Consider the following 13943-nt stretch of genomic DNA (forward strand, 5'->3'; position numbering starts at 1 on the left):
TCCTTGAGGAGTTAATGATAAATGAGAGAATTACTAGCAACAACATTTACCGGCATTGTGGTCGATGAAAATGAACAATTTTATTTTGTTCAAAAAAATGGCATCACATTCCGTTTAAAAAAAGAAGAAGGTACGCATGCTATAGGGGAGGCTGTAGAAGGGTTTGGTTATTTAAATCAAAAACAAGAACCAGCACTGACAACTACAATTCCTACTGTGCGCATTGGTAGCTATGGCTTTGGTACTGTCACAGGAACGAGACGTGATTTAGGTGTCTTTGTGGATGTTGGCTTACCAGATAAAGATGTCGTTATTTCGTTGGATGAATTACCAACCATGCGGGAACTTTGGCCTAAAAAAGAAGACCGAGTAATGGTTACTTTAAAAGTGGACAGTAAAGACCGCATTTGGGGCGAATTAGCAGATGAAAAAGTCTTTAAAGCCATGGCAAAACGCGGGAATGCTGAAATGCAAAACCAAAACTTAACTGGGCATGTGTATCGTCTGAAACTTGCAGGAACGTATATTTTAACTGATGATTTATACATTGGATTTATCCATCCTTCTGAACGATTCCAGGAACCACGTTTAGGTGAAAAAGTAGTGGGACGTGTGATTGGCGTGCGGCCGGACGGCGTATTGAATCTTTCATTAAAACCAAGAAGTCATGAAGTAATCAGCGATGATGCGTTAATGATTCTAACTTTCTTAGAAAGAGCAAACGATCATCAAATTCCTTTCACCGATAAATCAAGTCCTGATGAAATTAAACAGACTTTTGGTATTAGTAAAGCTCAATTTAAACGCGCTTTAGGTCATTTAATGAAACAAAAATTAATTAAACAAGAAGATGGTAAAACAATTCTAATTGGCTCGTTGGAACAATCAAAAGAAAAAAATTAAGGTAGCTAATTGAGAATATCTTGCAAATTACAGTTATTTCTTTTATAATTATTTTAATTTGATTGATAAATTAAGTTTCTTAATTTATAATCATTCTAAACAAGGAGCTGTAATAATGGATTCGACTGCTGCTTTAAAAAAGACAAAAAAACAATTACATGAATCAGGCTTTAAATTAACACCACAACGGGAAGCAACCGTACTTGTATTATTGGAAAATGAAAAAGATCATTTATCAGCAGAAGAAATTTACTTCTTGGTAAAACAAAAAAGTCCGGAAATTGGTCTAGCAACAGTCTATCGAACGCTAGAAATTTTAACAGACTTAAAAGTCGTTGATAAAGTGAGCTTTAACGATGGTTTAGCTCGCTATGATTTAAGAAAAGAAGGCGCCAAACACTTTCACCACCATTTGTTATGCTTAGAATGTGGCACAATTGAGGAAGTGGAAGAAGACTTGCTTGGTGAAGTAGAGCAAATTGTTGAAAGTCGGTATCATTTTTTAGTCAAAGATCATCGCCTAACTTTTCATGGTATTTGTCAAAGTTGTCAAAGTAAACATTAAAAAAACTGCCTTGCATTAATTTATGCAAGGCAGTTTTTTATTCATTGGAATTATAAATTAGCGAATTTTTCCAATAAGCGAATCATTTGGCAAGTAAAACCATATTCATTGTCATACCAAGCCACAGTTTTCACTAATTGGAAATCGCCAGCTGTCGTTACTTCTGTTTGCGTTGGGTCAAAAATCGAACCTTCTGTCGTGCCGATTATGTCTCCAGAAACAATTTCACGATCATCATAACCGAAAGAAGGGTTATCAATGGTGTGTTTTTTCATTGCTTCATTTACTTGATCAGCTGTTACTTTTGTTTTTAAAATGCTAACTAATTCTGTTAAGGATCCATCCACAACGGGAACACGTTGGGCATGGCCTTGTAATTTTCCATTAAGTTCTGGAATAACTAAGCCAATTGCTTTAGCAGCACCAGTTGAATGGGGAATAGTATTGTCTGCAGCAGAGCGTGCCGCACGAAGATTTCCGCCACGAACAGGGCCATCTAATAGCATTTGTGTTGATGTGTAGGCATGAACAGTTGTCATGGTACCAACTTCAATACCAAATTCATTATTTAAAAAGTAAGCCATCGGTGCTAGACAGTTTGTCGTACATGAGCCGGCAGAAATGATTTTATCGTTGGCATCAAGTGTATCATCATTGACGTTATAAACGATTGTTTTCATTGCGCCTGCAGGAGCAGAGATAACCACACGTTTCACACCTGCATCTAAATGAGCTTGTGCTTTTTCTTCAGAGGTATAAAAACCTGTACATTCAAGGACAATGTCTACTCCGTTTTCTTTAACCCAAGGGATTTTACTTGCATCTGGTTCTGCGTAGACACGGGTTTCTTCGCCATCAACAACAATGCCATTTTCAGTGGCTGTCACGGTGCCAGGATAGGTGCCATGCGTAGAGTCAAATTGTAATAAGTGAGCCAACATTGTTGGGCTAGTCAAATCATTGATAGCCACAACTTCAATATCATCAGAAACTTCTTTTATTCGGCGAAAGGCTAAACGACCAATTCTTCCAAAACCGTTAATTCCTACTTTGACTGTCATAACAAAAATTCCTCCTTTAGATGTTTGTGTTTCTTTGGACCCTTGCTGAAAAAGTGATTTTCTTCAACTATCTATAGTATGAACCTCTAAAATTTTTTTGTCAAAAGACTGATAGCGAAGCGACAAAAAGAAAGCGAAAGATTCATGAGAAATTTTGCTTTTTCCAACGATAACTAACTAGAATTGCTAGACAAACGGTTGTTTTCCCGATACAATAATAAAGACTTTCGAATCACGCTTTTTGAGGTGATTAAAGATAGTAGAAGTAGAATAGGAGGACAAATTATATGTCCATGTTTTTAGATCAAGTGACGATTGATGTCAAAGCTGGTAAAGGCGGCGACGGAATGGTTGCTTTCCGTAGAGAAAAATATGTACCAGACGGGGGTCCCGCTGGTGGTGATGGCGGTCGCGGTGGCGACGTTGTTTTAGTTGTTGAAGAAGGATTACGCACATTAATGGATTTCCGGTTTAATCGTCATTTTAAGGCGACACCTGGAGAAAATGGTATGAGTAAAGGAATGCACGGTCGTGGTTCAGAAGATTTACTTGTCAAAGTTCCACCAGGTACAACAGTTCGTGATGCAGAAACTGGAGCCTTAATTGGGGATTTAATTGAGAATGGTCAGACCTTAGTAGTAGCAAAAGGCGGACGCGGTGGTCGCGGGAATATTCGCTTTGCTTCCCCAAGAAATCCTGCACCAGAAATTGCCGAAAACGGCGAACCGGGTCAAGAACGTAAAATCGAATTAGAATTAAAAGTTTTAGCAGATGTTGGCTTAGTTGGGTTTCCTTCTGTAGGGAAATCAACGTTACTCTCTGTTATCTCGTCCGCTCGTCCGAAAATTGGTGCCTATCATTTTACGACGTTAGTTCCAAACTTAGGGATGGTGACTACTAGTGATGGTCGAAGCTTTGCTGCAGCAGATTTGCCAGGCTTAATTGAAGGAGCTTCTCAAGGTGTCGGCTTAGGAACACAGTTCTTACGCCACATTGAACGGACGCGTGTTATTTTACATGTCATTGATATGAGTGGCATGGAAGGACGCGATCCTTATGAAGATTACTTGGCAATCAATAAAGAATTGGCTTCACACAATTTACGCTTGATGGAACGACCTCAAATTATTGTTGCCAATAAAATGGACATGCCTGAAGCAGAAGAGAATTTAGCGAAATTTAAAGAGCAACTTGCGAAGGAACGCACCGATGAGTATGCCGATGAGCTACCTATTTTCCCAATCTCTGGGGTTACTCGTAAAGGTATTGAACCTTTATTAAATGCAACAGCTGACTTGTTGGAAGTAACGCCTGAATTCCCATTATATGAAGATGAAGTGGTAGAGGAAGAAACCGTTCGTTATGGCTTCCAACCAGAAGGTCCAGAATTTACGATTGATCGTGAACCAGATGCTTCATGGGTTTTATCTGGTGAAAAATTAGAAAAATTATTTGAAATGACGAATTTCGATCATGATGAAACAGTAATGCGTTTTGCACGTCAATTACGTGGTATGGGTGTCGATGAGGCATTACGAGCACGTGGCGCGAAAGATGGCGACATTGTTCGGATTGGTAATTTTGAATTTGAATTTGTCGAATAAGCATAAAACCAGTTCACTCAGTGAACTGGTTTTTTATTTTAAAATTAGTATTAAATCACCGAATAGATTGAAATAATATTTTTAATAGCTTATAATTTTAAATGTAACAAAATAACAAACGAAAGGAGCGAAATTGAAATGGAAAACAATCAAGCAATGGTTCCTAAGTTTTCAGTTAAAAGTGCCGGTTTTCTTTTTAGTATGGGGCTCTTATGTGGTGTCCTGTTGCCGAGTGTTTTATTATGGACTTTCAATCTGCCGTTTAATATTGGTGCCATGATTTTTTTGCCTGTTGGGATTGCTTTTGCGTTAGCGTATAGTCATTATTTTATTGAAACGAAAACAGGTTTTTGTAAGCGTTTTATTTGGTTGTTTTTAATTTCTCTTATTTTATTAGAGCTTATCTCTTATTTATGGCTGATTAAAGGAGTTATTTTTTAAGAGAAAAACAGAGGAGAGTGTTATTTATGTTAGATAAACTGACTGTTTGGATTGAAAATCATCTAGCTGGACCAATGGCTAAAATTGCCAATCAGCGCCATTTACGTGCGGTGCGGGATGGAATTATTGCGACATTACCTTTAATTATTGTCGGTTCTTTTTTTCTAATTATTGCGTTTCCGCCGTTACCAGAATCTTGGGGCATTACTCAATTTTTAACAAGTAATGCTGCTACAATCTTACTGCCTTACCGAATGACAATGTACATTATGGCGTTATATGCGACTTTTGGCATTGGCGCTAGTTTAGCGAAATCATATAATCTTGATCAAGTCTCTGGAGGGATTTTGGCTACGATTGCTTTTTTATTAACATTAGTACCTGTAGCGATTCCTGAAGAAGCCAGTAAAGCAGCTGGCGTTTCTGGGTTTGTTTTACCAATGGCTAATTTGGGTGGTGCAGGGATGTTTGTCGGGATTGTGACGTCAATTATTGCTGTCGAAATCTATCGAGTAACAGATAAGTCTAAGTTCAAAATTACAATGCCTGATAACGTTCCACCTGCTGTTGCTCGTTCATTTGAATCATTGACGCCGACGTTAATTGTCATGTTATTGATTGGTTCAATCACTTATTATTTAGGCTTTGATTGGCACACATTTGTAGGGAACTTAGTAGGACCACTAGTTCAAGCAGCAGATTCTTTATTGAGTGTCTTGCTGTTAGTCTTTTTAACCACATTTTTCTGGTTCTTTGGGATTCACGGTGCTTCAATCGTAGGATCGTTGGCGCGTCCTCTATGGCTACAACTATTAGAGGAAAACACGACTGCTAAAGCAGCTGGCGAAGCATTGCCTCGGATTGCGGCAGAGCCATTTTACCAATGGTTCATTTGGATTGGTGGTGCTGGAGCCACAATTGGCTTAGCTATATTATTAGCCTTTCGGGCAAAATCAGAATATGGTTCAAAACTAGGAAAAGCTATTTTAGCACCGTCTATTTTTAATATTAATGAGCCAGTTATTTTCGGTGTACCGATTGTCTTAAATCCGATTTTAATGATTCCTTTTATCTTTGCACCAATGGTTTTAGCAACGATTGCTTGGTTTGCCACTAAATTAGGTTTAGTTAGTGAAGTTGTCTTTACCGCACCTTGGACCTTACCAGGACCAATTGGCGCCTTTATGGCGACAGGTGGCGATTGGCGTGCTGCTGTTTTGAATATTGTTTTAATTCTAGTGGCCATCTTGATTTACTATCCGTTCTTTGTAGCTTATGATAAAAATGAGCTTGCCAAAGAGCAAGGCAAACAAATAGAAGAATAAAGAGTGCAGCCGTTTAGTGTCCAGAACAAAAGGTGATGACCTTTTGTTCTGGACCTATTTGTTTATAGGCGATGAAAATTCTCAATTTTTTTGAAATGTATAGAAAATTTTGAGAAAAGAAACGCATAAAAAAGTGTAAAATATTATATATATAATGAAAATGGTTTTCTTTTGTGTGAACATAATAAAGTTATTGTTAACTAAAAGAGAAAAGGGGTATGAAAATGGTTAGAACGAAGGTATATACAAAGGAAAAAATCTTAAACGTAGCTGAAAAAATTTTAGTAGATAAAGGTTTTTCTAATTTAACTGCTAGAAATATTGCAGATACTATGGGGATTTCTACGCAGCCAATTTATTTAGAATTTGTCAACATGGACGATTTAAAACGAACCTTAATTAAATCGTTATTTCATCGTATGCAATTATTTTATAAAGCAGATGTCGGTGCCTCAGACCCAGTGATTGCATTGGGTCTGAACTTTATATTATTTGCCCAAAAACATCAAAAAATCTATACGGCGTTATTTATGAAAGCACATGGTTATGAAGAAGAATTGCAGCAAATGCTTCAAACTTTTTTTGAAGAGCGTTTATTATTGGATAAAAAATATGTACAAATGGACAAAGGAAAATTTGTCGAATTATTTCCTAAAATGGTGGTAATCTATTTAGGTTTAGCCACAGCGGTTACAATGAAAACAATTGACTTAACTAAGAATCAAGAAATTCAATTATTAAGTCAATTATTGATAGAAGAGTAGTGTTTTGTTATTTATTCAAAATAACAAAAATACGACATAAGTCTGAGAAAAAACTGGTCGTTGCGCCCGAGGAAGGATTGTTTAAATCTTGCTATACTTTGGAAGAAGTAACAGAGAATAATTACTCGGGAGGATTTATGTGATGAAATTTATTAAATTTTTAGTGGTGACAGCAATTGTTATTGGTGGTGGTTTATTCGGGGCCAAGTTTTACGCAGAGAAGAACTCTGGCGAATTAGCTGGTGTGTTAGATCAATTAAATCCATTGGTTAAAGAAGGAAATGTGTATGTTAAAACAAAGAAAGCCGATAGCGTTAATGGCTATGGAATTGCTAGTTATACGCAAGTAGCCGCAGATGAGGAAGGCAAAACGCGAGAAATAACTTTCACAGCGGACCATGAATTAAAAACAGATCATTATCTAAAAGTCTCAAATAAAGGGGCCCACATCAATACGTATGAAGAGGTCAATCAAGACCAAGTACCAGAAAAGGCATTACAAGCGATTCAAAAATAACAAAAAGTCAGAACGTATCTTCAGCGTACGTTCTGACTTTTTGTTATTTTTTTGCTTCTTGAAGAATATTGATTTTTTCAATTTTAACATCAGTTTTTGGTTTATCGTTGGCACCAACTTCGACTTTGGCAATTTTATCGACAATATCCATTCCTTTGGTTACTTGACCGAAAACAGTATGTTTTTTATCAAGAGAAGGATAGCCGCCTTTTTTGTAAGCATCAATGATTGCTTTTGGATAATCATCATATAAAAGACCATCAGATTGATCATCTGTATTTTGGACAATAAAGAACTGACTGCCGTTAGTATTAGGTCCTGCATTCGCCATTGATAATGCGCCACGAATGTTATATAACTGGTTTGAAAATTCATCTTCAAATGGTTTATTCCAGATGCTGTTTCCGCCAGTTCCATCACCGCTAGGATCGCCACCTTGGATCATAAAGTTATTGATGACGCGGTGGAAAGTCAAGCCATCATAATAGCCATCTTTGGCATGTTTCATAAAGTTCTCGACAGTTTTTGGAGCCTGTTTAGGAAATAGTTTGATTTCAATATTTCCCATTGAAGTAACCATTTGGACTAAGTCTTGATCTTCGGCAACTTTGTCATCTAGTTGTGGTAAATCTAGTGAATTTAAGTCGACCGAATCCTTTGTTTTGCTTTCACTGGATTTAGCGATAGAATCACTCGTTGCGGTCGTGCCTTTATTATTGGTCGTGTTACAGCCTGCTAAAAGCAAGGTGAATGCTGCAACTGAAGCAACAGCAAGCATTTTCTTATGTTTCATCTGTTTTCCTCTTCCTTTCACACTGACAATTAGGTTCTTTTTTATCATAACAAAAGAGAAGATAACAAACCAGTGGAATTTTTATAAGATTTCCTATAGGAAAGGTGTAGACCACTTTTGTTTTTTTTGTTACAATGTAAGCAGATACATTATTATGTTTTACAATTTAGGAGGCAATCACATGGGAAAATTAGGTATTTCAATTTATCCAGAACGTTCAACATTTGAAAAGGACAAAGCATATTTGGATTTGGCTCATAAATACGGATTTAAGCGTGTCTTTACTAGTTTATTGCAAATCAATGATGATCGGGAAAAGGTATTAGCAGAGTTTAAAAAAGTCGTAGATTACGCCAACCAATTAGGTATGGAAGTGATGGTCGATATTAATCCTGCATTGTTCGAACAATTAGGCATCTCTTATGATGATTTATCATTTTTCCATGATATGGGCGCTTACGGTATTCGTTTAGATCTTGGCTTTACTGGGCAAGAAGAGGCGAATATGACAAGAAACCCTTATGGCATTAAAATTGAAATTAATATGAGTTCAGGGACAAGTTATGTAGATAATATTATGGCCTACTCACCAAACACAGAAAATTTACTAGGCTCACATAATTTCTATCCACATCGTTATACAGGCTTAGGCTATGAGCATTTTGTTTATTGTTCAGAAAAATTTAGAAAATATAATTTAAATACGATGGCGTTTGTGAACTCACACGATGCTACATTTGGACCATGGCCGACACAAGATGGATTATGTTCTTTGGAAGACCACCGCGATTTAGAAATTGCAACGCAAGTTAAGCATTTAGTTTTAACAGGATTAATCGATGATATTTCTGTCGGAAATGCTTATGCCTCAGAAGCAGAATTAGCAGCAATGGCAGAAGCCTTTCATGCACCGTATCCTTCGATCAAAGTGGATACAGAACCAGAAATCACAGAAGATGAAAGAATTGCATTGTTCGATAACTTACACAGTTATCGTGGAGATCGTTCTGATTACGTTTTGCGTTCAACAATGACACGTGTTTACTATAAAGATCGTCCTTTCCCAGCTCATACAACGAGAGATATTGTTCGAGGCGATGTCTTGATTGACAACGTTGGCTATGGACAATACAAAGGGGAAACACAAATTGCTTTAAAAGAAATGAAAAATGATGGCCGTGTAAATGTGGTTGGTCGTATTTCTGATGACGAACGTTTCTTATTAGAATTTTTGAAACCATGGTCAAGTTTTAAACTTATTGAAAATAAATAATTTTTAGTTTCCTATAAATAGATAAGTGGAGCATAGCGTAAAAGGTAATATTTTTGTGCTATGCTTTTTTGTCGCAACAAAATTGTCCCATTGTAGTGGTAAAGAAAGATGGTTGAATCTTTGAATGGTGGTTGTCAAAAAAAGGGCGACAACTTATAATGAATCATACAATTTAAATAAAAGGAGTACGTAGATGAATCGATGGTTAAAAATTTTGATTGCGCTTATTGTAGTAATTGCAATTGGTTTAATTGCGGCAGGCTTATATTTTTATAATTATGCAGTAGTTCCAGGAAAGAAAGACTTTATAAATGAGAATACGCCAGGGTCAAAAGTGGTCCAGACACCTGAAGGCGCGTGGTTTAAAGATGACAAAAATCGACAAGAATGGTCAATTACTTCGGAAGATGGGCTACGTCTAAAGGCTATTTATTTACCAGCCGACAAAAAAAGTAATCGTACCGTTATTATGGCGCATGGTTATATGGGTTCGGCAGAAACGATGTCTGTCTTTGCGAAAATGTATCATGATTGGGGCTACAATGTGTTAGCGCCAGATGCGCGTGGTCACGGGAAAAGTCAAGGAGATTATATTGGGTTCGGCTGGCCCGATCGTAAAGATTATGTCCAATGGATTGAGAAAGTTTTAACCGAAAATGGTCAGCAAGAACAAATCACTTTATACGGTGTCAGTATGGGTGCTGCTACAGTCATGATGACGAGCGGGGAAAAATTACCAGATAACGTGAAAGCCATTGTGGAAGATTGTGGCTATTCTACAGTCAATCAGGAGTTGCAATATCAATTGAAAGAGCTTTTCAATTTACCAAGTTTCCCATTAGTTAATGTTACTAGCGGGATTACGAAACTTAGAGCTGGCTATTTCTTTGGGGAAGCAAGCGCTGTTAAGCAATTGCAAAAGAATCATTTACCAATGCTCTTTATTCATGGTGAAAATGATACGTTTGTGCCGTTTAGTATGTTAGACGAAGTTTATAATGCAACCCAAGGACCTAAAGAGAAATATGTCGTGCCTGGAGCAGAGCATGCGAAAGCTTATAATAAAAACCCAGAAAAATATAAGGAAACAGTAGCTGCTTTTCTAGATAAATATATAAAATAACAAATTTATTCTTTACTAATAGTAGCAAAAACAAAAGACTTGTTCTTAAGTTAACGACTTAGTGAACAAGTCTTTTGTTGTCAGTTGATTTTTTTTAATAAGTTGGAATTTACCCATGCAATCTAGGGCATAATCTGATAGGATAGTACTAGAAATGAGGGAAGGATAATGGAAGAACAATTAGTCGATTATTTACACTATTTACAAATAGAGCGGGGCTTATCAAATAACACACGACGGAGTTACGAACGAGATTTAAAAAAATACGTAGCCTTTTTACAAGAACAAGGCTTGCATTCTTGGGACGAAGTTGATCGTTACATGATTACAGAATTTTTGCAATCCCTTCACGAAGAACAGCAAGCTTCAGCAAGTGTGATTCGGATGATTTCTAGTTTGAGAGGATTTCATCAATTTTTACGTCAAGAACGCTTAAGCGAACATAATCCGATGCAACATATTGACTCCCCCAAGAAAGTTCAAAAATTGCCAAGTACATTATCTGTTGACGAAGTGACTCGATTAATTGAAACGCCTGATACAAGTAAACCACTAGGTATGCGGAATCGTGCTATTTTAGAAGTGATGTATGCAACGGGCCTGCGAGTTAGTGAGCTAATTGAAATAAAATTAGGGGATCTGCATTTATCCATTGGTTTATTGCAAACAATCGGAAAAGGGGACAAAGAACGAATTATTCCTTTAGGCGATTATGCGATTCAATGGATTGAGCGCTATATGAACGAAGCCAGACCTCAATTGATTAAAAACCATCCGAATGAAACACACCTGTTCGTTAATCATCATGGCGAACCGTTATCTAGACAGGGCATTTGGAAAAATTTAAAACAGATTGTCCGAGAAGCCCAGATAGAGAAAAATATTACGCCGCATACATTACGGCATAGTTTTGCGACACATTTGTTGGAAAATGGCGCAGACCTTAGAATCGTGCAAGAATTATTAGGACATGCAGATATCTCCACGACACAAATTTATACACATATTACCAAACAACGAATGGCAGATGTTTATAAGGAACATTTTCCTCGGGCTTAATTTGCGAGAATGCCCACAAACGAATAAATTTATGGTAAACTAGGAAGTCGAGAAAAGAAAGTAGGTGTCGTTTTTGCAAGAAATTAATTTAAAACTAGATGTCTTTGAAGGACCACTGGATCTTCTACTACATTTAATTCAAAAATTAGAAATCGATATCTATGACATTCCCATTACAGCAGTAACTGAACAATACATGTCTTATATTCATGCGATGCAAACCTTAGAATTAGAAGTCGCTGGGGAATATCTAGTCATGGCTGCCACCTTAATGGCTATTAAAAGTCAGATGTTGCTTCCAAAACAAGAGCTTGAAATCATTGATGATGAAGATTTTTTTGAAGAGGAAGACCCACGGGAAGCTTTAGTAGCTCAGTTATTGGAGTATCGGAAATTTAAATATGCAGCGACTGTTTTACATGAAAAAGAAGAAGAACGTAAACTCTATTATACAAAAGAACCAATGGATATGGATGATTATAAAGAGGAAGATACAACACTACCGCCTAATCAAATCAATACAATTGATTTATTTCTAGCCTTTCATTCCATGTTAGAAAAGAAAAAAAATCGCCAGCCTGTTGAAACAACTGTTGCCAGTGACGATGTTTCCATCGAAGAAAAAATCTCCGCTATTTCAGAGCGTATGCGTCAAGTACAGAAAGGGAAGTCAGTGTCGTTTGATTCTTTCTTCGATTCTTATTCCAAACAAGAAATTGTGACAACGTTCATGGCTCTTTTAGAATTAATGAAAACGGGCGTGATTTATGCTGAACAAGAAAATAATTATAGTGAAATTTTGTTATTTAATACAGAAACCCAGCAGGAAGATACAACAGAGGTGGAGGAAACACAGTGACATTAGTTAGTCAAATTGAAGCAATTTTATTTGTGGTTGGCGAAGAAGGAATTGGCTTGGAAGAGCTTGCGTACTTATTAGAGAAGTCAACAGCAAAAACCTATGAAGAATTAACGAAATTGAAAGAACATTATGCTTCTGACAATAAATCGGCGTTAAATATTTTAGAAGTCGGCAATCATTTTGTCTTAACAACGAAGAAAAAATATGCCTCATTACTAAAAAAATATGCGCAATCGCCTATGTCGAACGCCTTATCACAAGCGGCGCTAGAAACATTATCCATTATTGCTTATAAGCAACCAATTTCGCGTATTGAAATTGATGAAATTCGTGGCGTACAGACTTCTGGCTCTATCCAAAAGTTAGTTGCCCGTCAGTTGATAGAAGAAAAAGGCCGCGTCGATGGTCCTGGTAGAGCAATTTTGTATGGCACAACGAAGTATTTTATGGATTACTTTGGGTTGAAAAGTTTAGATGAATTACCAGATATCCAACAAATGGAAGATGAATTAGAAGAAGAACTACCAATGGATCTATTTTTTGATCGTTATCAAGAAACGAACCCAATGTCTGAAACAACAGAAGGCGAGGAAGCTTAAACAATGGAAAGATTACAAAAAGCAATTGCTCATGCTGGGGTGACTTCGCGTCGCAAAGCAGAAGAATTAATTGTCAAAGGTCGCGTAAAAGTCAATGGCCAAGTGGTCAAAGAATTAGGAACACAAGTAAGTAAACAAGATACCGTTGAAGTTGATGGTGTACCAATTTATCAAGAAGAATATGGTTATTATTTATTCTATAAACCAAGAGGGGTTATTTCTGCGGTGTCTGACGATAAAGGCCGTAAAGTAGTAACGGATTATTTTACAGATGTTACTGAGCGAATTTATCCAGTCGGCCGTCTGGATTATGATACTTCTGGGTTGTTACTTTTAACGAATGATGGAAGTTTTTCACAAAAATTAACCCATCCTAAACATGAAGTAGATAAAGTCTACGTAGCAAAAATTAAAGGTGTACCTACTAAACGGGATCTATTGCCATTAGCCAAAGGCATTCGCATTGATGGCAAACGCACAGCACCAGCCAATTTTCAAATTCTTTCAGCGGATATTAAAACAGGTAGCAGTGTCGTGGAATTAACGATTCATGAAGGACGTAATCATCAAGTGAAGAAAATGTTTCAAGCTGTTGGTTTCCCTGTTCAAAAATTAAAACGTGAACGTTATGGTGAGTTGACCTTACAAGGTTTGCGACCAGGGCAATATCGTGATTTAACTAAAAAAGAAATCAGTCAATTATTAAATCAAGCTAAATAAGATAAAATGACTCGATCTCTTCGCGCTTATGGCGGAGGGATTGTTTTTTTGAGAAATGAAACAATCAATGAAATTTAATAAAAAAGCTTAGTTAGTTGCATTCATTGTTCAAATCAGTTACACTAAGTAAGTAAAAAAATATAATACAAGGTTCGTCTTCAGGGGCAGGGTGTAATTCCCGACCGGTGGTTATAGTCCACGACTCGTTTTTAACGATTGAATTGGTGTAATTCCAATACCGACAGTATAGTCTGGATAAAGAAGATAGGGCTTATTTGAGACGCTTTTTCATCAGATAATCCTACTCTATTTTTCCCTGCAGAAAAATAGGGTT

Annotated in this window: 15 protein-coding genes and 1 riboswitch; of the genes, 13 read left to right on the forward strand and 2 right to left on the reverse strand. The window is 36.9% G+C overall.

Annotated features, from left to right (window positions below):
* Window positions 1-21 precede the first annotated feature (21 nt).
* Together IGL86_RS05950 and IGL86_RS05955 are read left to right on the forward strand one after the other, a co-directional pair.
* A complete protein-coding gene (locus tag IGL86_RS05950) occupies window positions 22-903 on the forward strand; it encodes a CvfB family protein (RefSeq protein WP_002361792.1) in 882 nt (293 codons plus the stop codon).
* Between the two features lie 115 nt (window positions 904-1018).
* A complete protein-coding gene (locus IGL86_RS05955) occupies window positions 1019-1468 on the forward strand; it encodes a Fur family transcriptional regulator (RefSeq protein ID WP_002357640.1) in 450 nt (149 codons plus the stop codon).
* Between the two features lie 50 nt (window positions 1469-1518).
* Here the strand turns inward: IGL86_RS05955 and gap are convergent, their stop codons facing one another.
* Complete coding sequence (gene gap, locus IGL86_RS05960) at window positions 1519-2529, reverse strand: type I glyceraldehyde-3-phosphate dehydrogenase (RefSeq protein ID WP_002357638.1); 1011 nt, start codon at window positions 2527-2529, stop codon at window positions 1519-1521.
* 287 nt (window positions 2530-2816) lie between these two features.
* Between gap and obgE the strand changes: the two genes are divergently transcribed.
* From obgE to IGL86_RS05985, 5 genes are all read left to right on the forward strand, one after another.
* Complete coding sequence (obgE, locus tag IGL86_RS05965; protein ID WP_002384537.1) at window positions 2817-4133, forward strand: GTPase ObgE; 1317 nt, start codon at window positions 2817-2819, stop codon at window positions 4131-4133.
* A gap of 138 nt (window positions 4134-4271) precedes the next feature.
* A complete protein-coding gene (locus tag IGL86_RS05970) occupies window positions 4272-4574 on the forward strand; it encodes a hypothetical protein (RefSeq protein WP_002357636.1) in 303 nt (100 codons plus the stop codon).
* 26 nt (window positions 4575-4600) lie between these two features.
* Window positions 4601-5899 carry a PTS sugar transporter subunit IIC gene (locus tag IGL86_RS05975; protein WP_002363934.1) on the forward strand — a complete coding sequence of 433 codons (1299 nt, stop codon included), beginning with the start codon at window positions 4601-4603 and terminating at the stop codon, window positions 5897-5899.
* A 218-nt stretch (window positions 5900-6117) separates the two neighbouring features.
* The gene (locus tag IGL86_RS05980) at window positions 6118-6663 is read left to right on the forward strand and encodes a TetR/AcrR family transcriptional regulator (RefSeq protein WP_002360361.1); all 546 of its coding nucleotides are present in this window, start codon (window positions 6118-6120) and stop codon (window positions 6661-6663) included.
* A 142-nt stretch (window positions 6664-6805) separates the two neighbouring features.
* On the forward strand, window positions 6806-7180 hold the full coding sequence (locus IGL86_RS05985) for a YxeA family protein (protein ID WP_002357632.1): 375 nt from the start codon (window positions 6806-6808) through the stop codon (window positions 7178-7180).
* 43 nt (window positions 7181-7223) lie between these two features.
* Here IGL86_RS05985 and IGL86_RS05990 read toward each other — a convergent pair whose 3' ends face one another.
* Window positions 7224-7973, reverse strand: coding sequence for a peptidylprolyl isomerase (locus tag IGL86_RS05990; RefSeq protein WP_033625667.1), 750 nt, complete (start codon window positions 7971-7973; stop codon window positions 7224-7226).
* A 181-nt stretch (window positions 7974-8154) separates the two neighbouring features.
* Here IGL86_RS05990 and IGL86_RS05995 point away from each other — a divergent pair, with 181 nt between their 5' ends.
* The 6 genes from IGL86_RS05995 to IGL86_RS06020 all read left to right on the forward strand — a co-directional run bounded on the left by IGL86_RS05995 (window position 8155) and on the right by IGL86_RS06020 (window position 13609).
* On the forward strand, window positions 8155-9246 hold the full coding sequence (locus IGL86_RS05995) for a DUF871 domain-containing protein (RefSeq protein ID WP_002360357.1): 1092 nt from the start codon (window positions 8155-8157) through the stop codon (window positions 9244-9246).
* Between the two features lie 193 nt (window positions 9247-9439).
* A complete protein-coding gene (locus IGL86_RS06000) occupies window positions 9440-10369 on the forward strand; it encodes an alpha/beta hydrolase (RefSeq protein ID WP_002357629.1) in 930 nt (309 codons plus the stop codon).
* A 168-nt stretch (window positions 10370-10537) separates the two neighbouring features.
* Window positions 10538-11428, forward strand: a complete 891-nt coding sequence (gene xerD, locus IGL86_RS06005; protein WP_002360354.1) for a site-specific tyrosine recombinase XerD — start codon at window positions 10538-10540, stop codon at window positions 11426-11428.
* Between the two features lie 64 nt (window positions 11429-11492).
* Complete coding sequence (locus IGL86_RS06010) at window positions 11493-12287, forward strand: segregation/condensation protein A (RefSeq protein ID WP_080280116.1); 795 nt, start codon at window positions 11493-11495, stop codon at window positions 12285-12287.
* Window positions 12284-12889, forward strand: a complete 606-nt coding sequence (scpB, locus tag IGL86_RS06015) for an SMC-Scp complex subunit ScpB (protein ID WP_002357625.1) — start codon at window positions 12284-12286, stop codon at window positions 12887-12889. The genes IGL86_RS06010 and scpB overlap by 4 nt, the downstream gene beginning before the upstream one ends.
* Window positions 12890-12892: 3 nt before the next feature.
* Window positions 12893-13609, forward strand: a complete 717-nt coding sequence (locus tag IGL86_RS06020) for a pseudouridine synthase (protein ID WP_002357624.1) — start codon at window positions 12893-12895, stop codon at window positions 13607-13609.
* A 150-nt stretch (window positions 13610-13759) separates the two neighbouring features.
* A riboswitch (FMN riboswitch) is annotated at window positions 13760-13879 on the forward strand.
* The last annotated feature ends 64 nt before the right edge of the window (window positions 13880-13943 follow it).

The organism is Enterococcus sp. DIV0774 (assembly GCF_050539095.1).
GTDB lineage: Bacteria > Bacillota > Bacilli > Lactobacillales > Enterococcaceae > Enterococcus > Enterococcus faecalis.